We start from the raw sequence: 22770 nt of genomic DNA on the forward strand, positions 1-22770 counted from the left end.
GTTAACTTTCTAATGATTAATACTACATTAAAATTACAGGATTTACTGCAGAATGATTGGAAAATTGTCTTGAAATATCTGATTGATTCCGATAATTTTAAAAGCTTAGCTAGAAAGGTAGAAACGGCTTATCAAGTGGAGACCGTTTACCCACCTGTTGAGCTGATTTTTGAGGCATTTAACTTATGTCCTTACCAAAAAACCCGTGTAGTTATTATTGGTCAAGACCCCTATCATGGTTTCGGACAAGCGCATGGATTAAGTTTTTCTGTCCCCAATGGATGCACTTTCCCACCTTCGTTAAAAAATATTTTTAAGGAATTGTTCAATGATTTAGGCGTGATGCGAGCTTCTGGCGACTTAACGGATTGGGCAAATCAAGGGGTTTTGCTATTAAATTCAGCGCTTACGGTGCGTGCCGGCGAGCCTGGTTCTCATGCTTCTCTAGGTTGGAATGAATTTACGAAAGCTGTATTTCATGTTTTAAATGAAAAAAATGAGCCCTTGGTCTTTTTATTATGGGGAAATTTTGCCCAGCAATTTGCTTCGTTGATTGATAATTCAAAACACCTTGTCATAAAAACAGCTCATCCCTCACCTTTATCTGCCAATCGTGGCGGATGGTTTGATACTAAGTCTTTTTCAAGAACGAATACTTATTTGTTGGAAAATGGAATGAACAGCATTCAGTGGGTCTAAAGTCTTTTTAGTTGGCTAGGGAAATACACAAATTGATTAGGGAATTCTTGCAAAAAGAACGAAGAAATAAGGCTTTCGATGGCTTCTTTTTTGGTTTCTTCTGAGGCAGGAATTAGGCATTGGATTGAAAATCCTTTCGAATCGGGTTCTTGATGAGAACTAATTTCAAAAACATGCGCTTGTTCAACAAATTCCCAGGTATTTAATTCAGGTACTATGTGCATGGTTAATGCTTTAATAGCCTGTGCCTCTATGTTGTTTTCTACGAAAATCGAAATGTTGTATTGAATCATAGATTTATGGTCTTTTTTGCAAGTGCTTTGTACATGATTTCAGCTGTGTGGTAAGCTTCCTTATCGATTCCATCTTTAATTTGATGTCGACAAGAAGTTCCATTCATGGCGATGATTGTTTTACTTTTGGTAGCTAATAAACGGGGATACAAAGCCAAATTAGCTATTTCTTGAGATAAATTATAGTGTTTTTTGTCATATCCAAAGGATCCAGCCATACCACAACAACCCGTTGGCAATAATTCAACTTCATAGTTCTGAGGAAAGGATAGAACCTGTCGTGTACTACTGATACCAGCTATTGATTTCTGATGGCAATGGCCATGAAGAACAATTTTTTCGGCTTTATCCGTAAATATGTCCCTATTAATGTTTTTTGCTTTGATTTCCCGAAGTAAAAATTCATCAAGTAATAGGCAGTTTTCTTTAAGTTTTAATGCTTGCTCGCGTTGATCCTCGTCAACGAGTTGGGGTATCTCATCACGGAAACTCAAAATCGCACTTGGTTCAATCCCAATAAAGGGGTGTTGGGCTGTGATTAGCTCGTGTAATTGAGCGACGTTTGTTTGCGCAAGTTTTTTAGCAAAAGCCAACATTCCTTTCGAAATGTAAGATCTACCACTAATTATTTGATTTGGAATGGTAACGCCATATCCCAGTTCATTTAAAAGAAGAATCGTTTTTTTACCTAGGTTTACCTCATTGAAATTGGTGAATTCGTCGGCGAATAAATAAACAAATCCTTTAGGAAATTGATCTTGTGGGTTTCGTTTACTGTAGCGTTTAAACCATTTTTCCAAACTAGTAAAATGCACTTCTGGTATACTCCGGTTCCATGAAAATCCCATGGCTGATTTAACAATCAAGGATGTTCCTGGAAAGTTGATAATTAAATTATAAAGTGGGGCAACGTGGCTCGCTAGTTTTTGAAGCTTAGGGAAATGGCCGATTAATTGAGTTCTCCAGGGTGTCCCTTTTTGTTCATGATTTTTCTGGTAGGTTTCCGCTTTTAGTTTGGCCATATCAACTCCAGAGGGACATTCTGTTTGGCAACCTTTACAAGATAGGCAAAGGTCTAAAACTTCCAAAAGTTCTGGGTTAGCATAGGCCTCTGTACCTTGTTCGGTTATGAGTTGGCGGAGGGTATTGGCGCGACCCCGCGTACTATCTTTTTCTTTTTGACTAGCCATAAAGCTCGGGCACATGGTGCCACCACTCAGAGCTGTTTTTTTACAATCACCAGAACCCGAACATTTTTCAGCTAATCCTAAAGGACTGTGGGTATCAGGATACGTAAAATAATAGGAGGCGGGACTTGTCTTTTCTTTTCTTCGAAACGCTTCATCCATAGGCGGGGTATGAACTATTTTGCCTGGATTTAGGATGTTATTAGGATCAAAAAGTTGTTTAACCTCAACAAAAAGATTATACACTTCCTGGCCCATTATTTGAGGAATAAATTCACCACGCAATCGTCCATCACCATGTTCGCCACTAAGCGACCCTTGGTATTTTTTTAGTATTTCTACGGTATCTGAAAGGAGAGAGCGAAAAAGTGTTTTTCCTTCAGGGCTATGAATATCTATAAAGGGTTCAATATGTAATTCTCCAGCACCGGCATGGGCATAATAGGCTGCTTGAATTTGATGCTTGGCTAATAAATCTTGAATTTCAGTGACATAGGCTGGTAGGTCTATTGGCGCAACCGCACAGTCTTCAATCAGATTTACAGGCTGTTTATTGCCGGATAAATTACGAATCAACCCCAAACCTGCTTTTCTAATTCCCCAGCCTTTGTTTATTTCTTTGTCATACAATACGGGGAACGCATAAGCTAATTTCGCTTTTTTAACTTTTTCGATACAGGAAGCAATTTTAACATCCAGTTTTTCTTGGGTTTCTTCTCGGAATTCAACCATTAAAATGGCTGCAGGATTTCCCTCAATAAATTTACGGTCTTCTTTGAAGTTTGGATGATTGTCTGTGAATGAAAGTATAAAATCATCCACTAATTCTGATGCTGTGGGTTCGCAGCTAAGAGAAATCAAATTGGCTTTCAGTGAATCCTGTAAACTGTTACAATGTAGACAAAGCAGCCCAATAAAAGGCTTAATTTCCTCTAATACACGTAATTTTGCGGCATGAACAACAGCTAGTGTACCTTCAGATCCAGCAAGTAGTGCTGACAAATTAAATGGAGTGCCATTTGAATTAAACGGTTGCATTTCAATGAGTGCATCGAGTGCATATCCAGTATTTCGTCGTTTAATTTCAGCTTTGGGGAATCGGTTTCGAATTAGCGCTTGAACCTCTGGATTATTTAAAATTCGATGTAATTCGCGATATATTTTGCCTTCTAAATTATTAAGTGTTGTTTTTTTGTAGAATTCCTCTGTGCTGAGGGGTTCCGTGTGGATTTCAGTTCCATCGGATAATATCGCGCGCGTTTCCAATAAATGATCTCGCGTAGTTCCCCAAACAATGGAATGAAGCCCACATGAATTATTCCCAATCATTCCACCAATCATGGCGCGACTAGCTGTAGATGTTTCAGGGCCAAAAAATACATTTGCGTCCGCTAAATGATTATTCAAATCATCTCGAATGATTCCAGGTTCTACCCAAACGGAATGCTCTTTTTTATTGAGTTGAATAATTTTAGCCATTCGGTTTGAAACCTCCATGACAATTCCATCGCCTACGACTTGCCCAGCAAGTGATGTACCGGCTCCACGCGGAATAATACCTGTTTTGTGCGTTGCTGCAAATTGAATTAGCCTTTTGATGTCCTTTGGGCTAGCTGGGAAAGCAACTGCTTGCGGTTGAACTTCATATACGGAAGCATCCGTCGCATACATGCGTTTGGTTAGTCTACTTGTTTGAGCATCATTGAAATAAAGCTCACCCTCAAAATGTAAACTAAGTTGTTCGATTTCTCGATTACTCCAATGCATGTATCTTCGAATTGAATTTTAAAATTACAAAATCCAATCTTACCAACATATAACCATTCAAAGTTTCTGATAGGCAATTCATCCGAATGCACGAATTCCTTTCAATTTAAATTGTAAATTTGAGTTCAAACTGAAATTTATGTTCTTTTTAAGACAAGTTTACGAGAGTTTTCTATTTGCCTACCAGGCATTACGTTCCAATGTATTGCGCACAACATTGTCCTTACTCGGTGTAAGTATAGGCATTTTTGCCATTGTGGCAGTATTTACAGCGGTTGATTCTTTAAATAACAAGATTCGAAAAGAGATAGATTCCTTTGCAGGTTCAGGTGTTTTATATGTGGGTAAATGGCCATGGCTCATGCAAAATAATTATCCGTGGTGGAAGTATTTGAATCGTCCAGAAATGAAGTATACGGAGTATAAATACTTAAAAGATAACTTGGAGCACGCGGAAGCCGTTGCCATTATGGATGGTGGTAGGACCGCCAATGTGAGTAGAGGAAGTAATAGTATTGATGCGAATATGACTGGCGCTTCTTATGAATACAACCAAATTACAAGTACGCCTATACAAGATGGAAGGTATTTTTTGCCAATTGAATCGGATAATGGTTTGTTTGTTTGTATTATCGGAGCTAAGGTTGCCGAAACGCTAGTTGATGGTCGATCCGCTGTTGGTGAGGTAATTAAAGTTAACGGAATTAAGTTTTTGGTTATTGGTGTAATTGAAAAGAAAGGGGAGGATATGTTGAATTTTGGAGGTACACCAGATGAGAAAGTAATTATTCCGTATACTACATTTGAAGCGGTATTTCAAAAAGATAAGCCAGCGCCGGATATTGCAGTTAAAGCATTTAAAGATGATGTAGGACAAGCAGCTTTGGAAGGTGAAATAACGGGTATGATGCGGAGTTTACGCTCAATTAAGCCCAAGCAAGAAGATAATTTTTCCGTAAATCGACTGGATGGATTACAAGCTTTTTTTGACGGTATTTTTGCGGCACTTAATATTGCCGGTGCTTTGATTGCCGGTTTTTCTCTGCTTGTTGGTGGTTTTGGAATCGCCAACATCATGTTTGTTTCCGTAAAGGAGCGTACCAATATCATCGGTATTCAGAAATCTTTAGGGGCAAAGAATTATTTTATATTGTTTCAATTTTTGTTTGAAGCTGTTTTCTTGAGTTTAATTGGAGGCTTTGTAGGGATAGGCCTCGTTATTTTGATTACTTTGGTTCCTCAAGAAGCTTTGCCGCTTAGTTTGACTACAGCTAATGTCTTGAAGGGATTATTTATATCAAGTTTTATTGGTGTTTTATCTGGAATTATCCCGGCATGGGTAGCTGCCAAAATGGATCCTGTAATAGCCATACGATCGAAGTAATTAACAAATAAAAAAGCCACCAAATTCGGTGGCTTTTTTATTCAATGAAAACCCTAATTAGATAGACAATGTCGCTAATACGGAGTTCATGTTGCGAACAGCTTCAGCTGACTTGTTAAATGCAGCTTGCTCTTCTTCAGTTAATTTATAGTCAACAATTTTTTCCCATCCGTTTTTACCTAAAACGACAGGAACGCCAAGGCAGATATCTGATTGGCCATATTCACCATCCAAGGATACACAGCAGGACATAATTTTCTTCTCATCACGTACGATTGCTTCCACTAAAGCAGCACCAGCAGCACCTGGCGCATACCAAGCTGAGGTTCCTAATAACCCTGTTAAGGTAGCACCACCGACCATGGTATCAGCGACGACTTTATCCAATGTTTCAGCGTCTAAGAATTGACTAACGGGAACCCCGTTATAGGTAGCAAGACGTTTAAGCGGTATCATGGTAGTATCACCGTGTCCACCTATTACGGTTCCGTGAATATCATTTATCGAAACATCCATGGCTTTGGATAAATAGCATTTGAAACGTGCAGAATCCAATGTGCCACCCATACCGATTATACGGTGTTTGTCTAAACCAGCAACTGATTTTGCAAGGTACGTCATGGTATCCATTGGGTTGGAGATGATTACAATGATTGGGTTTTTTGAATATTTGAGAATGTTTTCAACCACGCTTTTTACAATTCCCGCATTAACACCGATTAATTCTTCACGTGTCATACCTGGTTTACGAGGTAAGCCTGAAGTAATTACTACTACATCTGAATTGGCTGTTTTTGAATAATCATTTGTTGAGCCAACCAACTTGGTATCAAAACCAAACAAAGAGGCTGTTTGAAACATATCAAGTGTTTTGCCTTCAGCAATACCCTCTTTGATATCTAATAAGACTAATTCATCTGCTAATTCTTTTCTAGCGATGTTGTCAGCACAAGTTGCACCTACGGCACCTGCTCCTACTACGGTGATTTTCATTTTTTATATTTTTTGGAATGATTAGACTAAAAACGACGCTAAAATAAGACATAATCAGCAATAATTGAACCAAATTTTAAAATCAATGTGAATAAGGATAAACCCCACTTGATATTAGTATCATTTTTGTATATTTAAGGATTAATTGGTGTCAATGGAAACTCAAACAAGCTTTATCGACCGGGTAATTTCGTCCCAATATTTCAAAAAGGCTATGGAAAAGGCTGAATCCGTTTTCATGAATGATAAATTAGGCATGTTGGGCCTTTTGCAAAAATCATTAATCAAGGTGCAAGAATTAGCGGCAACCAGTAATATATCGGTCGTTAAGTTATTGAATCATTACATCGTTCTTTTTAGTGAATTAATTAAGGCTTACATTTCGGGTTCATACAAGAAATTACCTGCCGTTACGTTAGTTAAACTAGTGGCTGTCTTAATCTATTTTATTTCCCCATTTGATTTTATACCCGATGTTCTACCATTTGTAGGTTTTGCAGATGATTTAGCCGTAGTAATGTGGGTTGGTAAGTCAATAAAAAATGAGTTAGACGAATTTGAAAAACATACGAATGTTTGACGCCTGCACAAGGATTATTAATGACTATTGAATATATTTACAAATTAAAAAATAGACTATTATGAATATCTCAAGTATATTATTGTTTCTAAATGGTTTAGGTGGTGGCGAGTTATTGTTGATCGGCCTAGCGATTTTATTGTTTTTTGGGGGTAAAAAATTACCTGAGTTAATGCGAGGTCTTGGAAAAGGTATTCGTGAGTTCCAAGATGCAAAGAACGAAGTGAAAGATCAGATTAATAAAGAATTAGACGAAACCAAGAAGTAATCTTTCCGTTTTTGTTTTAAATGCATAGTTGGCTTAAGCCAACTATGCTTTTGTGTTTAAAAAGAATCCCTTTTTTTAATGAATCATACTCCACTTGCCTACTCGGAAATACGTCGAGAATTACTGGCTGGCAAATATACATGTGTTGAAGTTGTTCAAGGGCATTTAGCGCAGATATCGCTTTGTAATGACCAATTGAATGCTTTTTTAACCGTGTATGCTGAGGAAGCTTTATTGAGAGCTGCTGAGATTGATGTCAAAATCAAAGAGGGGAATGCAGGCCCATTAGCTGGCCTTGTTGTAGGCATTAAAGACCTACTTTGTTATGCTGATCATCCAAGTCAAGCGGGAAGTCAGATTTTAAATGGATTTAAGTCAACTTTTTCAGCAACGGCCGTTCAGCGATTATTGGATGCCGATGCGATTATTATAGGCCGGCAAAACTGTGATGAATTTGGTATGGGTTCCACAAATGAAAATTCATCATTTGGTCCAGTACTTAATTATGCCAATCCTAGCCATGTGGCAGGAGGGAGTTCAGGCGGGTCTGCAGTGGCTGTTCAGGCCGGCATGTGTCAGGTTTCACTGGGTACTGATACTGGGGGCTCTATTCGTATGCCTGCCGCTTTTTGTGGTATAATGGGGCTGAAACCTACTTATGGTCGCGTATCCCGTTGGGGTTTAATTGCTTATGCCTCATCATTTGATACCATTGGACCGATGGGACATCACGTTGATGATTTAGCGCTAGTCTTACAGACGATTGAAGGAAAAGATGGATATGATAGTACGCTGATGGAGGATGTGGCGTCAACTTATGTTTCGAATAAACGTGTTGCTTATATTAAAGAAATTGTTGAGCACCCCAGTTTACAAGTAGAAATACGGGATGCTTTTTTTGAGCAGGTTACCCAAATGAAAAATGCAGGTTATGAGGTGATTTCTGTAGATTTTCCGTTCATTGATCAGTTGTTGCCAACGTATTATGTTCTTACAACTGCTGAGGCAAGTTCGAATTTAGCTCGTTTTGATGGTGTGAAGTTTGGTTATCGTACAAACGATGCGAGCGATTTAATGGATATGTACAAAAAGACGCGTGATGAGGCATTCGGGGAAGAAGTTAAGCGTAGAATTATGCTGGGTACTTTTGTGTTGAGTGCAGATTATTATGATGCATATTATACTAAAGCACAGCAAGTTCGTCGTTTAATACAAGAGCGAACGTTGGATGTTCTGTCTACCTGTGATTTTATTGTTTCACCTACGACTTCTTCCACAGCATATAAGTTAGGGGAAAAAACATTGGACCCGCTTCAAATGTATTTGGGAGACTTGTTTACCGTTCAAGCAAATATTACCGGTTTACCGGCCCTGTCCATACCCATGGGTGTTGATTCTTCAGGATTGCCTATGGGTTTTCAAATAACGGGAAGGGCGTTTGATGAACAAGGCTTGTTTGAATTTGCAAAAAGTATTGAAAGATGATGAATAGATTATTGAATTTGATGGTGTTTTGCCTGATTGGTCTTCCCGTTTGGGGGCAGATTACATCGGCTACGCCAAATGTCCAAGAAGTCAATTCGGTGAGTAAATACCTGCCGAAATTAGATTTGGATAAATTAGATTCTTTGCCTCAACTTGTTCAAGGGATGCCATCGTCTTATAAGATAGATCCAGCCCTTATTGCTTCTCGTTTTGCCAAAATCCAAAATCAAATTCCTTTGGTTTATAATGAGCATACTCACCAGTTTGTTGAATATTTTGCGTTTAAGAAGGCTGAGTTTACCCGAAGGATGTTGGAAAGGCGTGATGTTTATTTTCCATTGTATGAAAAGTATTTAAAGCAATACAATCTTCCGGAGGAGTTGAAATACCTTTCTCTTATTGAATCAGGTTTAGAAACGAAGGCCGTTAGTAATAAAGGTGCCGGAGGTCTATGGCAATTCATGCCCTATACTGCGCGAGGTGGATTTGGTTTACGGGTTGATGGAAATGTAGATGAGCGATACGATCCAGAAAAGGCAACCATAGCTGCATGTAAGTATTTGAAGCAATTGTACGAAATTTTTGGTGATTGGCATTTGGCTTTGGCAGCGTATAATACTGGTCCAGGAAATGTGAAGCGGGCCATTCGTAAATGTGGTAAGAGTGATTTTTGGGGTATTTATGAATGCTTACCTAAGGAGACAAGAGCCTATGTTCCCAAATTTATTGCCATGGATTACATGATGAATTATAGTTGGGAGCATTCAATTGTAGCTGACAAATGGCTTAAAAAAATACCTGTTGATACGATTCAGATTAAAGGCTTTTTGAATTTGACTCGATTTAAAAAATATGCCAAGATAAAATCGGATACTTTTCAGTATGTAAATCCCCATTTGATGTCCTCTACGATTCCGAATGATAGTCGTAGCGTAGTTATTTATATTCCAACTAGCAATTTTGAATTCTTCAAGGCTAATCGGCAGTCAATTTTAGATTCAGCTGGATTTAACAATCAAGTTCAAGCGGATAGCATGGCCACTTCGGTTGTTGAAAAACTAGTCAAGAAAAGATATAAAGTTAAAAAAGGGCAAACATTGTATGATGTTGCGCGCATTTTACAAGTATCGGTTTCCGATTTAAAAAAGCTTAATCGTCTGCGTTCCAATAAAATTAAGAAGGGCAAAACCCTGGCTTATTTTGTCCGTGTTAAACAGCAAGTTGTGGCATCTGCGACTGTTTCAGGTAAAGATGAAGCTGATGTGGAAGAGGCGGAGCCAATTGTAAAGAAGAAGAGTAAAAAAACGAAGGCTCGATACCATAAAGTTAGATCTGGCGATACGCTTTCAGAAATAGCGGACCAATATCCGGGATTGACGGTTTCTAAATTGAAAAAACTTAATCATTTACGCGCATCATCCACGTTAAGGCTAGGGATGCGTTTACGAATTAACTAACATGATCGCATATTTAAAAGGCAAATTAGCTCACAAAGACCGTACGCATGTCATCATTGATGTACAGGGAGTTGGTTATGAAGTGAAAATTTCATTGCAAACCTTTGATGCGCTGAAAGATGGCCATGAAAATGTGCAGCTTTTCACGCACCTTCAAATTAAAGAGGATTCTCATACGCTAGTGGGCTTTCATTCAATGGATGAGAAATTTTTGTTTCTTGATTTGGTCTCTGTATCTGGAGTCGGTTTGAGTACGGCCTTAGTTATGCTGTCTTCTTTTTCTTCCAGTGAAATTCGATCGGCTATCATGAATGAAAATATTGGTTTGATTCAGTCGATTAAAGGAATAGGTTCGAAGACTGCCCAACGGGTAATTTTGGAATTAAAAGATAAGTGTAAGAAAGATACCTTGTTTGTAGAGGCCGGTGCAGCTGCGCATGATCAGTCTTTTGGTATAAAACAGGAGGCTTTAGCTGCTTTGGTTACGCTGGGCCTTCCACGCGTTGCTGCAGAGAAAAATTTGGATCAATTATTGAAATCGAATCCAGATGCAAGCATAGAACAATTAATTAAACTAGCTCTGCGTTAAGCCCAATTATTTTTGCCCAATAAGATGTTTGAACAGATTATTCAACGAACGATTCGATTAGCTTTTGCGAGCTTGTTGGTGTTTGTTGGCTCAAATAGTCTAATTGCCCAAGAGGTTTTGTTGGATTCTTCGAAAATCTTTCAAAAAAGCGGTAAAAAACCGCGATATCAATTAAAGAAATCAAGTCCGATTTCTAAGAAAAATAAGTCACCATTTGGGATTTATCAGATTCCCCAACTTCAAACTTCCACATCGATTAGGGGAACGAACATTCAGCAGCATATCCGTTTAGGTGAATTTTCGTTGAGTCCGATTCACAGCAGAAGTTTTTCAGATTATAGTCTTCAACAAAATAGTTTAGTAAATCGCAGTTTTTGGGATTCTTATTCTAGGGGTTTGGATGGATCGAGTAGTATTCAGAATAGGGGGTTGTTTCCGAAAATAGAAATGCCACCATCCGTAGATCGAATTTTTGGTGGTACTGAAGTGTATTTTAAACCCAATGGTAGTTTATTATTGGATATTGGATATCAAGGACAATATATTGATAATCCAGCTATACCTGTTCAATTGCGTTACATAGGTAATCTATTCTTTAATGAGCAGGCACAAATCAATTTTCAAGGAAAAATTGGGGATAAGTTGAACTTGAATGCCAACTTTGATACGAAGGCCAGTTTTAATTTTCAAAATCAACTTAAGTTGAATTGGAAGACTCAAGAAGAAGATATTTTACAAAATATTGAGGCTGGAAATACATCTTGGACCTTGAATTCACAGTTGATTCCTGGCGTTCAAAATTTGTTTGGTTTAAAAACACTTTTACGTTTTGGTAATTTGGATGTTACGGTTGTTGCGGCCCAACAGCGTTCAAAGCAAGATTGTATTACGATGAAAGGTGGATCTCAGGGGCGATCCTTTGAATTAAGAGCTGATCAGTACGATGAAAATCGTCACTTCTTTCTGTCAACCTATTTCAGAAATAATTACGAGCGTTCATTACAAAACTTACCAGTAATTACGAGCGGAATTACCATCACCCGAGTCGAAGTTTATGTAACGAACCGAACGCAAAGTACAGAGACTTTACGGAATTTAGTTGCCCTTTCTGATTTAGGCGAATCAAGTCCATACAGTCGTGATAAATCAGTGATGCAACCAATCATACCTAGTCAAGCGGTTGACAATAAGAATAATGGTTTGTATTCAAAGCTTGTGGCTGATCCTCAAATTCGCAAATCAGATCAAGCATCATACCAGCTTGAATCGTTATATGCATTACAACGGGGTACGGACTTTGATATGCTAAAGGGCGCTAAGCGATTGAATGATCGAGAATTTAATTTTAATTCCCAGTTGGGGTATATTTCTTTAGCAGCTCCATTGCGAAATGATGAGGTATTGGCCGTTTCGTATGAGTATACCTTTAATGGCCGTAAATATAAAGTTGGGGAATTAACGGAGGATTATCAATCCCGTCAGGATAATGAGGTGCTAATTTTGAAGATGTTGAAATCCTCTACGCTTCGAAATCATTTGGAGCATCCGATGTGGGATTTAATGATGAAGAATATTTATTCATTGAATTCGAATGGATTAAGTAAGCAAAACTTTCAATTACGTTTGGTTTACAAAGATGATGCCACGGGAATTGATAATTCGAATTTAATTGAAGGGGAAAAAGTGAAAGATATCCCTTTGGTTAAAGTTTTGGGATTGGATAAATTGAATTTCGCTGGCGATCCGCAGCCAGATGGCAATTTTGATTACATCGAAGATGTTACGATTGATTCCAAAAATGGACGGATTATATTCCCTGTATTGGAGCCATTTGGCTCCAGTTTGAGAAAACAATTTACCTCCTCTGAGGCTAATTTGGTCGAGAAATACGTTTTTGACAAGCTTTACCGGATGACTCAGACGGATGCAATTCAACAAGCTTCTAAAAATAAATTTTTCATTAAGGGTAATTTCCAAGCGGGTGTTGGTGGTGATATTTCTTTGCCTTTTGGTGTTGAACCAAAATCAGTTACGGTTTCTGCCGGTGGACAATCATTAGTTGCCGGTTCCGATTATATTGTTGAAGGTCAATCAGGCAGAGTTAAAATTTTGAATGAAGGTGTGTTTCAGTCGGGAAGAGAATTAAAGATTTGCTATGAAAAACCCGATTTATTCACGAATCAAATACGTACCCTCTTAGGTACACGTTTAGATTATAATTTGGGGCAAGATATTCACTTAGGAGCAACTGTTCAAAGCATGAGTGAAACGCCTCCAGCCTTTTTACGCCGGGTTTCTATCGGGAATGAGCCAGTTAACAACACGTTGATAGGTTTCGATGCGAGCGTACTTAAGAAATCGAATGCCTTAACTCGATTTATTGATGCAATGCCTATTATATCAACCAAGGAGACTTCTGTAATCGATTTTCAAGGTGAATTTGCTAAGTTGATTCCCAATGTCAACGACCGGGTTCAAGGAAATGCATTTATAGACGATTTTGAATCTGCGCGTGTCGTATATAACTTTAGTTCACAGCCTACATTATGGCGTCCTGCTGCAACACCAAGGGAATTTATTGTTTCGAATCCAAGGGACTTGAATGCCAATTTTAAACGAGCTAAAATTTCTGCCTACAACGTGGATGCTAGTATTTATGGTCAGGGCGGTTTCGCGTTGGATGCTCCAGGATTAGATCCTGCAATAATTAATACCTACGCTTATGAGCGCGTAGTAACTCCCCGAGGGTTATTTCCCAATAAAGATTTTGCAAACAATATTACCAATTTGCCACTAGGTGTACTGGATGTGGCATATTTTCCTTCGGAACGTGGTATTTATAATTTCAATCCTAATTTAACAGCTCAAGGTTTACTTGCTAATCCAAAGAGTAATTTTGGCGCCATTACGCGTGCCATTACCTCTGATACCGATTTTGATAATGCCAATGTTGAGCAAATTGAATTCTGGTTGATGGATCCATTTTTGGGTGGGGAATCAGGAAAGATTCGGGATGGAATTTTCAATAAAAATAATACTACGGGAGGTAAGTTAATTTTTCATTTAGGCGATATTTCGGAAGATTTCATTCCTGATGGTTTTTCAAATTTTGAAAATGGGATACCATCTGGCGAGAAGATTACCTCAGGAACTTCACAGAATGTTGAAAGAACAAATTGGGGACTTGCTCCGAAGCGTCAATTTGTCATAAATGCTTTTGACAATCAGGGTACAAGAGGGCAGCAAGATATAGGGCTAGACGGTTTACCTAACCAAGTAAGTGAAAATAATTCTATTTCTGAATCAACTTATTTCGCTGAGTATTTGAATCAAACCAAGTCACGTGTTACCGATGCTAAAGCCCTTTCAGCTATTCAAGCCGATCCAGCTGCAGATGATTTTATCCATTATTTAAGTAATTCGTTTAGTTCGACGGGTAGTTTGATTGAGCGCTATAAGAATTTCATGGGTATTGAAAATAATTCACCTACTACGGATAATCCGAGTAACTCTAATATTACGGAGGCTAATTCCATGATGCCCGATCGTGAAGATTTGAATTTTGATAATACCGTTAATGAAGTAGAGGCTTATTTCCAATATGAAGTTGATTTAAAGCCAGGTTCTTTAGCCGTGGGTCAAGGATATGTTGTGGACAAAGTAAGTGAAGGGGGTGTAGATTGGTATCTATTCCGAATTCCAATTAAAGATAAGCGAAATTATACTACTCCTGCAGGTGAAATAAGTAGCTTTAAGTCCATTCGTTTCTTTCGCATGTTGCTAAGTCAATTCCAAGATCCTGTTGTCTTACGATTTGCCCAACTTCAATTATCAGGATTTTCATATCGGAAGTTTATTGGGGATTTAGATCAACGAAACGGGCAAGAATTGCCAGAGTCTTATGATGCTAAATTTCGGGTTTCTTCTGTCAATATTGAGGAGAATGGCCCCACTACTAAAGGTGCGAATACCATTCCATACGTGGTTCCACCGGGATTTGTGCGGGATCAAGATATCACCACGATAAATAATGCGCGTCTAAATGAGCAGTCCATGAGTTTGTGTGTGGACAATTTAAGGCCTGGTGATGCGCGGGGAGTATTTAAGAATTCAGCTTTTGATTTTATTAATTACAAACGTCTTCGCATGTTTGTTTCCATGCAAAGTCCTGATCAAGTAGATGGTCAGGTTTCAGCTTTCATGCGTATTGGTACTGATTTGACTGATAACTATTATGAGGTGGAGCAAACGGGTTTGCGTCAAACGCAAAAAGGACAAAGTTTAGATACTGAAATCTGGCCGTTGGAAAATGAATTTGATGTAGAGTTTGATCTCTTGAAACAAGTGAAGATTGAACGTGATAGGCAAGGTAAATCATTAAATGAACGCTTTAGTCTACTAATGACTTCCTCTACAGGAAAGACGTATCGAATTACCGTAATGGGTCGACCAGACCAGAGCGCCTCTATGATTTTAGTGATTGGAGTTCGAAATACGGCAAAGGATGGCCAGAATAAGTCTTTCTGTGTTTGGGTTAATGAACTACGTGCCTCCGGTTTTGATCAAACATCAGGGGCAGCAGCATTAGGAAAGATGGGTATTAAGTTGGCCGATTTAGGTCAAATTACCATGAATGGTAGTTTTAGAAATTATGGTTTTGGAGGTGTTCAATCTAAGATTTCAGATCGATCTCGTGATAATACGATGGAATATGGCATCACAGCTAATTTGAATCTTGATAAATTTTTACCAGTAAAATGGGGATTTAAAATCCCATTCTTTGTCTCTTATGATCGCAGGAATGTCGCGCCACAATTCGACCCCTTGGATCCCGACATCTTTTTGTCTGATGCCATTAGCAAGTACAATACACAAGCAAAACGAGATGCCTATGTAAAATTAGTCGAAGACAATACCGAGCGCCAAGGATTTAATTTTACCAATGTTCGTAAAATACGGTCTTCACTGGCGAAGCATGCCTATGTTTGGGATCTTTCCAATTTTACGTTTAGTTATGCCTATTCCGAGATGATTCGAACGAATACATTGACGGAAACTTACCGACAATTGAGTCAGCGCGGCAATATATTGTACAGTTATACTTCCTCTGCATCGTTTTGGGAACCATTTTCTAAAATCAATTCAAATTCACAATGGTTAGCATTGCTACGAGATGTCAATATCAATATCATTCCTGCTTCGATTACTGTTCGGGCAGAAATGGATCGGAGTTTTATAAAGACGCAATTGCGAAATCAGTTATTAACAACTGAAGGCGTGGCTCCACAATTTGAAAAATATTGGTTCTTTAATCGGCAATATGCTTTGAATTGGAATTTGACGAAAAGTATGATAATTAACTATTCGGCCAATGTAAATACCATTATTGATGAACCTTTTGGCGATTTGGATACCCAAGCAAAGCGAGATTCTGTCATTTTTAATATTCGTGCTTTAGGTAGAGCGAAGGAATTTGACCAACAAGCGGGTTTGGTTTGGCGATTGCCATTGCAAAAGTTGCCATTAACGGATTGGATGAATGCCGACTATACGCATCGAATTGGGTATAATTATTTTGCAAATTCATTCAATATTAAAGATTCATTGGATATACCTTTTGGAAATATTATCAAGAATACGAGGGAGCGATCAATAAACGGTAAGGTAGATTTTGTTTCCTTATATAATCGAATCCGTGCTTTAAGATGGGCAAATTCGAGTAATCCTTCCTCAAAAGATGTTGCTCGGAATCCTGGTGATGAGGATGATATTATTATTCCTCCCAAGAACGCTTTAAAATCAGTTGCTCGTTTACTCCTTACCTTACGCGGTATTCAAGTGAATTATTCAATTAACGAATCTACAACCTTGCCCGGATTTAATCCGGCACCTGGGCGTTTAGGAATGAACGGGAATTGGGGAGCTCCAGGCTTGGATTTCGTATCCGGCGGGCAAAGTGATCAGATACGATTTACCGCAGCTGAAAATGGCTGGCTTTCAAGGAGTATCGTTCAGAATGTACCATTTACTCAATTACGCCAACAGAAGTTTACCTATACGACCCAGCTTGAGCCTAATAAAGATTTACGCATTCAGGTAGAAGGCAATTACAATAAGGGGGATAATTATCAAGAGTTTTTCAGGCCAACGGAGTTAGGTGGACCTTTTAGGAGTCAGAGTCCATTGCGTTCAGGTAATTATTCGATGTCATTTCTATCATTCATGACAGCATTTAAGGATCCAACAGTAGTATTTGAACAGTTTAGGTCGAATCGAAATGTACTTATGACGCGCTTGAATCGTACCAAAATAGGAGAGGGATTATATAATATGAATTCTCAAGATGTGTTAATTCCGGCTTTTTTTGCAGCGTATTCAGGCGTTTCGGCAAATGAGGTTAAATTTTCGCCATTTTACAATTTGCCATTGCCCAACTGGAAGGTGGATTATAATGGCCTAAATTTACTTCCTGTCATCACCAAGAAGTTTAGTTCATTCACGATTACCCATATGTATTCAAGTACTTACAGTGTAGGAAATTTTGTTTCAGCGTTGGAATATGGGCAGTTGGTAAATGACTTTCAAAATTTAACATTAAACAGCTTGCTTTATCCTTTGTCGTCTCGTTTTGATCCTGACACAAAGACGTTGATTCCGGTATATGTAATGAGTACGATTTCGTTTACGGAGCGTTTCTCTCCTTTGGTAGGTGTCAATGCCATCACGAAAAGCCGGGTTTCTCTGCGTTTTGAATATAATCAAGATCGGAGTGTAGGATTAAATTTGGCAAATTCACAAGTTGCTGAAGTGGCGAATAAAGATTTAACTTTTGCCGTTGGATTTACGAAAGCAAATATGTTGATTCCATTTAAGATTAATGGTCGGTCGGTTCGTTTGCCAAATGACTTAAGGTTCAATATGAATTTAACGATTCGTGATACGCGTACCTTGCAAAGGAAGTTGGATGCTGAGACGGTTGTCACACAAGGATTTATCAATTTCCAATTCAGACCCCAGATCAGTTATTCGGTGAGTGATAAATTATCAGTTACCGCATATTTTGATAGAATGATGAATAATCCATTGGTTACTAATTCGTTCTTCCGGTCTACGATCGCTGGAGGTTTCCAAATTCGATATAGTTTAGAATAATTTCACCATTTTTTTTGCAATCAATGCTGAATTTCGTGACCTTTGCATGCAAAAAAATACGAACATATGAATTTTCCAGTTGAATTAAAGTACACAAAGGAGCACGAATGGATTAAATTGGTGGGTGATGTTGCGATTGTAGGAATTACAGACTTTGCTCAAGGAGAATTAGGTGACATCATTTATGTGGAAGTGGAAACAGTAGGAAAGAGTATCGCTCAAGATGCGGTATTTGGAACGGTTGAGGCAGTTAAGACAGTTTCGGATTTGTACTTGCCCGTTGCAGGTGAAATTGTGGAGTTTAATACGAATTTAAATAATAACCCAGAACTAGTTAATTCTGACCCCTATGGTGAAGGTTGGGTTATTAAAATGAAGCTAAGTGATTTAAGCGACATTGATCAATTGATGGATGTAGCTACCTACCAAACTTTTGTTGGACATTGATTTTTAAAACCCTGATTTCAGGGTTTTTTTTTAGATTATACAGAACATGCGGATTTTAATTAAATCAGTTTTTGTACAAGATTCTCGTTCGAGCGCTTTTGGTAAGCAAGTTGATTTGTTGGCGGATAATGGCCAATGGGTACAAATAGCTCCCTCAATTCAGGCCTCAGCCGATTTGGTGATTGATGGATCAAATTTAAACTGGGCACCTAGTCTAGTCGATTTACGTGTCCATCATACTTTACCAGGTGGTGAGCACAGAGAAGATTGGGACAGTTTAACGCAAGCGGCGCTGAAAGGTGGCGTTTTGGATATGTTGTTATTGCCTACGGGTTCTCCTGTACCCCAGCAAGCTGAGGCAATCCATTTTATTAGCCAAAAATCAGGGACGGTATCTTTTCATCCCATGGCTCCATTGAGCCTAGATAATAAGGGTGAGAATTTTACGGATTTGTTAGACTTGCATCGTGCGGGAGCGAATTGGTTTGGCCATGGTGATGGGTCACTGCAGGCTGTTGATTTAATGTCAAAAAGTCTTCAATATCTTCAAACTTTGCCGGTAACAATCGTTAGTCGGCCTGATACAGAAGCTCTTTCATTGTACGGACAAATACACGAGGGTTTACAAAGTACGCTGTTGGGTTTAAAAGGAATTCCGGTACTGACTGAAAGTATGAGTATCAAGCGGGATTTGGATTTGTTACGTTATGTTCGTGCGAATGGTTTTGGTCTGGCTCATGCTGATTTTCGACTTCATTTTTCATGTATTTCGTCTGGAGAATCGATGGATTTACTTCAAGCAGCTAAAAAAGAAGGACTTCCGGTTACGTGCGATGTAGCTGTTCACCAATTGATTTTTACGGAAGAAGCTATTTCCGAATTCGATACAAATAAAAAGGTGTTTCCTCCATTTAGAACAACAACTGATTTGGATGCTTTGTGGAAAGGATTGAAGTCGGGGGTGATAGATGTAGTGGTATCTGATCATCATCCTGTGGAATTTGAATCGAAGGCTTTGGAATTTGATCATGCAGAATTTGGTAGCATTGGCTTGGAAACGCTTTTAATTGCATTTACCACGGTCGCACAAAAGCGTGGCTTGCCGAATGCACTTGATTATTTGACGCATAAACCTGCTGCATTGCTGGGAGTTAATTTACCGGTACTTGAGTTAGGAGCTTCAGTACAGGGAATTGTTTATGATGGAGGGGTTTCTCATATGTACCAACTAGGCGATATTGTGAGTAGATCAAAGAATTCTTGTTTCTTGGGAGAGACATTTAATTCCCAAGTAGCCTTTGTGCTAAAAGGAGAACACGTATTATATCAGCGATAAGATGAAGGAGCTCATAGGTCAAATTCCACGTTTGGTTGTGGTAAGTATACTTTGCGTGATTTTAATGACCGTCTATTGTTATGTATTGACGGTAAATGAAATCATTCCTTTGGCAGGAAAGAAAGCGCCTTCATTTGTAATTGTGTTGTTTGCTCAGGTTTATTTGGCTAAAAAATGGGTAGGGGCTAACCGAGGTTCATCGGTTCATTTTTTAAAGCTATTCCTATACCAGTATATTTTTGTCTTCATTACGGCTATTGTAGGAGCATTAGCTCTTTATTATTTTTACCAATCTGTCACAGGAATGGAAGTCTTACAAGATTATATTCGAATAAGTGTTCATGAGTTAGGGCAATACAAAGATGTCATTATCAAGCAAGAAGGAAAGGAATATTACTTTCAATTAATGCAAGGTATTCAAGGAATTAATGCTTTTAGTATTGCGCGTGATGAATTTAGTCAAAAGCTTTTTCTTGCATTTTTACCGAATCTGTTAATTTCACTTTACTATAAACAATAGATATGGAAACTTCATCAACTTCAAAGAACCTAATTTTGGTTAAATGGGCGATTATTGGCGCTATTTTAAGTTTTTTACTTTCTGTGATTACACAGTATTCTGGTTTGGCGGAAGATTTTTCAGAGACTTTAGGTTGGGTTTCGTTTATTGCAACTTTTGCTTTAAATGTTTCAATCTTGTTTTTTACCATAAAGGAAGTTCGCGCGCAACAAGGTGGGTTTATGAGCTATGGTGAGGGTTTGGGTAATTCAACCCTATTAGGCGCTATTTGGGGGATTGTTTCGGGTGGATTTAATTACATCTATATTAATTTTATCGATGATTCAATGATCCAAAAACAAATGGATATAGCGCGTGAGCGTTTGGAAGACCAGGGATTATCAGCAAGTCAAATTAGTGATGCTGAAAAAATTACATCTATGATGTTGAGTCCAGGAGTTCAATTTATCACAATCGTTATTGCTACTACGTTTATTGTATTTGTTTTAGGCTTGATCGTTTCTGGAATCATGAAGCGAGAGAAACCCATGTTTGAATAAGATGGTCGCCATTATTCGCAAAGATCTTAGTAGTTTTTTTAGTTCCTTTTTGGGATTGGGTATCATGACGTCCTTTTATATGCTCATGGGAATTTATTTGTGGTGGTTGGACGGTAATCTTCTCGATTATGGATTTGCCGAATTACGGGTATTTTTTGATTTAAGCCCTTGGTTTTTCTTGTTTTTTATTCCAGCCATTTCGATGCGTGCATTTGCAGAAGAGTTTGAAATGCGAACTTTTGATCTTCTGCGTTCATTGCCTATTTCGATGAATTCGATTGTCCTTGGGAAGTTACTTAGTAATTTACTTCTTGTGATGATCATTCTTATACCCACTGGTATTTTCACCTATACGATAAGCCGTTTAGGTAGTCCGGTAGGCAATTATGATGCATCATTGATTATTGGTGCCTACGTAGGTTTAATTCTTCTATGTGCTGTGTTTATATGTTTATCGACCTTGGCATCAGCTTTAGTCTCAAAACAATCACTCGCTTTTGTATTGGGTTTGGTATTGAATTTTGTTTGCTGGCAAGGTATGCAAGAAGTTCAAGCGTTTGAAACTTGGTCGGTTTTTTCCCATTACCAACAACTTAGCAAGGGGGTTATTGATGGAAGTAGTATCCTGTATTTTATGGGATTATGTACTTTGTTATTCGGTTTGATTCGTTTGCGATTGGATCTGAAGTTTACTTAGCTTTTATAATCGGCTATGGCGATTTGCCGCGTGCACAAATTTATTTCTGCTGGTTCATTGGAAGCAATGAGAATTAGTTTGTGTCGTTGCTTGTCAATGGAATCAAAAAACCACTGTTTAGCTTTTTCATCCAAGTTTGACGTGGGTTCATCTAAACAGAGTATTGGGCGTTCAGAGGCTAATGCTATGCCTAATTTTACCTTTTGGCGCATACCAGAAGAATAATTTTTGATGTATTTAGATTCAGCAGGTTTTAAATCAATGAAATTTGTGAACGCATCAAAATTCCATTCAGGCTTCAGAAAATCAATTTTAATTAAGAAGGCAAGCAGTTCTGGAAGGGTAAATTCTTCAATTAATTCTGAATAGGGGGCTGCGAAACTGATTTGCTTATGAATATCTTCTGATATTCCTTCGAATTCGACTTTGCCTTTATTAGGAAGGCTATATTGCGCCAATGTTTTGAGTAGAGTTGATTTACCAGCCCCATTTTGTCCTACAATGGCATAGGAATTACCCGACTCAAATGTGTAGTTCAATGATTTGAAGACCCATTCCTGACGAAATTTCTTGTAAATATCTGTGGCAATGATCTTCATGTTTGAATTAGCCTTTCATAATTCCTCTTTCTGAATTACGAATAAATTCAACAATTTCATCGCGGTGACCAGATTTTGGAATATTGGATTCAATTTGACTTAAGGCTTCTTGGTTATTGAGGCCTTTTAAGTACACATAACGGTATATTTCTTGAATTTCATTGACTTGGTCATCGTTAAATTCACGACGGCGTAAGCCTACTGAATTGATTCCTGCGTAACTCAATGGCTCCCGACCTGCTTTCGTAAAAGGAGGGACGTCTTTACGAACCAATGAACCACCGGAAATCATCACGTGACGACCAATGGACGCAAATTGATGTATAGCAGATGATCCACCTATAATTGCAAAATCTCCTACGGTAACATGTCCAGCCATTTGAACAGCATTTGCAATTATGCAATTGTCACCTATCACACAATCATGAGCTACGTGTACGTAAGCCATTATTAAACAATTTTTGCCTACAACGGTCTTTTGTTTATCTGCCGTACCGCGATTAATGGTCGCGCATTCTCGAATGGTTGTGTTGTCACCAATTTCGGTAGTTGTTATTTCACCTCCAAATTTCAGGTCTTGTGGAATAGCAGAAATCACGGCTCCTGGAAAAATACGCACATTCTTTCCAATACGAGCGCCTGGATAGATGGTTACGTTTGAACCAACCCAAGTTCCTTCACCAATTTCTACATCTTCATGTATTACACTGAATGGATCGATCCGAACATTATCGGCAATTTTGGCTGTTGGACTTATTACGGAAAGTGGTTGACTCAT

Annotated in this window: 18 protein-coding genes; 13 read left to right on the top strand and 5 right to left on the bottom strand. The window is 38.4% G+C overall.

Annotated elements, in window-relative coordinates; translation table 11 throughout:
- The first annotated feature begins 12 nt into the window (after positions 1-12).
- On the top strand, positions 13-699 hold the full coding sequence (locus ACIQZ2_RS07065) for a uracil-DNA glycosylase (RefSeq protein WP_395768151.1): 687 nt from the start codon (positions 13-15) through the stop codon (positions 697-699).
- Here the strand turns inward: ACIQZ2_RS07065 and ACIQZ2_RS07070 are convergent.
- Complete coding sequence (locus tag ACIQZ2_RS07070) at positions 696-992, bottom strand: DUF4286 family protein (protein ID WP_395768152.1); 297 nt, start codon at positions 990-992, stop codon at positions 696-698. The genes ACIQZ2_RS07065 and ACIQZ2_RS07070 overlap by 4 nt on opposite strands.
- A complete protein-coding gene (locus ACIQZ2_RS07075; RefSeq protein WP_395768153.1) occupies positions 989-3946 on the bottom strand; it encodes an FAD-binding and (Fe-S)-binding domain-containing protein in 2958 nt (985 codons plus the stop codon). Before ACIQZ2_RS07075 ends, ACIQZ2_RS07070 begins: the two co-directional genes overlap by 4 nt.
- A 139-nt stretch (positions 3947-4085) precedes the next feature.
- Here ACIQZ2_RS07075 and ACIQZ2_RS07080 point away from each other — a divergent pair, with 139 nt between their 5' ends.
- Positions 4086-5330 carry an ABC transporter permease gene (locus ACIQZ2_RS07080; protein ID WP_395768154.1) on the top strand — a complete coding sequence of 415 codons (1245 nt, stop codon included), beginning with the start codon at positions 4086-4088 and terminating at the stop codon, positions 5328-5330.
- A 57-nt stretch (positions 5331-5387) separates the two neighbouring features.
- On the opposite strand, the gene mdh is transcribed toward ACIQZ2_RS07080, so the two are convergent.
- Positions 5388-6323, bottom strand: coding sequence for a malate dehydrogenase (gene mdh, locus ACIQZ2_RS07085; protein WP_395768155.1), 936 nt, complete (start codon positions 6321-6323; stop codon positions 5388-5390).
- Between the two features lie 154 nt (positions 6324-6477).
- Between mdh and ACIQZ2_RS07090 the strand changes: the two genes are divergently transcribed.
- The 11 genes from ACIQZ2_RS07090 to ACIQZ2_RS07140 all read left to right on the top strand — a co-directional run bounded on the left by ACIQZ2_RS07090 (position 6478) and on the right by ACIQZ2_RS07140 (position 21393).
- A complete protein-coding gene (locus tag ACIQZ2_RS07090) occupies positions 6478-6903 on the top strand; it encodes a YkvA family protein (RefSeq protein WP_395768156.1) in 426 nt (141 codons plus the stop codon).
- A 61-nt stretch (positions 6904-6964) separates the two neighbouring features.
- On the top strand, positions 6965-7171 hold the full coding sequence (locus tag ACIQZ2_RS07095) for a twin-arginine translocase TatA/TatE family subunit (RefSeq protein WP_315575355.1): 207 nt from the start codon (positions 6965-6967) through the stop codon (positions 7169-7171).
- Between the two features lie 78 nt (positions 7172-7249).
- Positions 7250-8656, top strand: coding sequence for an Asp-tRNA(Asn)/Glu-tRNA(Gln) amidotransferase subunit GatA (gatA, locus tag ACIQZ2_RS07100; RefSeq protein ID WP_395768157.1), 1407 nt, complete (start codon positions 7250-7252; stop codon positions 8654-8656).
- A complete protein-coding gene (locus ACIQZ2_RS07105; protein WP_395768158.1) occupies positions 8653-10113 on the top strand; it encodes a transglycosylase SLT domain-containing protein in 1461 nt (486 codons plus the stop codon). Before gatA ends, ACIQZ2_RS07105 begins: the two co-directional genes overlap by 4 nt.
- A gap of 1 nt (position 10114) precedes the next feature.
- Positions 10115-10702 (top strand): Holliday junction branch migration protein RuvA, encoded by a 588-nt coding sequence (ruvA, locus tag ACIQZ2_RS07110; protein WP_395768159.1) that lies wholly within the window; start codon positions 10115-10117, stop codon positions 10700-10702.
- 24 nt (positions 10703-10726) lie between these two features.
- Positions 10727-17854, top strand: coding sequence for a cell surface protein SprA (gene sprA, locus ACIQZ2_RS07115; protein WP_395768160.1), 7128 nt, complete (start codon positions 10727-10729; stop codon positions 17852-17854).
- A gap of 66 nt (positions 17855-17920) precedes the next feature.
- Entirely contained in the window at positions 17921-18301 is a 381-nt protein-coding gene (gene gcvH, locus ACIQZ2_RS07120) for a glycine cleavage system protein GcvH (protein ID WP_395768161.1), read from the top strand.
- 46 nt (positions 18302-18347) lie between these two features.
- Positions 18348-19637, top strand: a complete 1290-nt coding sequence (locus ACIQZ2_RS07125) for a dihydroorotase family protein (protein WP_395768162.1) — start codon at positions 18348-18350, stop codon at positions 19635-19637.
- Position 19638: 1 nt separating this feature from the next.
- Positions 19639-20157: a hypothetical protein gene (locus tag ACIQZ2_RS07130; protein WP_395768163.1), complete on the top strand. Its 519-nt coding sequence runs from the start codon at positions 19639-19641 to the stop codon at positions 20155-20157.
- 2 nt (positions 20158-20159) lie between these two features.
- Positions 20160-20696 carry a DUF4199 domain-containing protein gene (locus ACIQZ2_RS07135; RefSeq protein WP_395768164.1) on the top strand — a complete coding sequence of 179 codons (537 nt, stop codon included), beginning with the start codon at positions 20160-20162 and terminating at the stop codon, positions 20694-20696.
- A gap of 85 nt (positions 20697-20781) precedes the next feature.
- Positions 20782-21393, top strand: a complete 612-nt coding sequence (locus tag ACIQZ2_RS07140; protein WP_395768165.1) for an ABC transporter permease subunit — start codon at positions 20782-20784, stop codon at positions 21391-21393.
- Here the strand turns inward: ACIQZ2_RS07140 and ACIQZ2_RS07145 are convergent.
- Both ACIQZ2_RS07145 and lpxA read right to left on the bottom strand, forming a co-directional pair.
- Positions 21390-21992 carry an ATP-binding cassette domain-containing protein gene (locus ACIQZ2_RS07145; RefSeq protein WP_395768166.1) on the bottom strand — a complete coding sequence of 201 codons (603 nt, stop codon included), beginning with the start codon at positions 21990-21992 and terminating at the stop codon, positions 21390-21392. The two genes, ACIQZ2_RS07140 and ACIQZ2_RS07145, sit on opposite strands and share 4 nt — an antisense overlap.
- A 7-nt stretch (positions 21993-21999) precedes the next feature.
- Positions 22000-22770, bottom strand: coding sequence for an acyl-ACP--UDP-N-acetylglucosamine O-acyltransferase (lpxA, locus tag ACIQZ2_RS07150; RefSeq protein WP_395768167.1), 771 nt, complete (start codon positions 22768-22770; stop codon positions 22000-22002).

Source organism: Aquirufa sp., assembly GCF_044342065.1.
GTDB lineage: Bacteria > Bacteroidota > Bacteroidia > Cytophagales > Spirosomataceae > Aquirufa.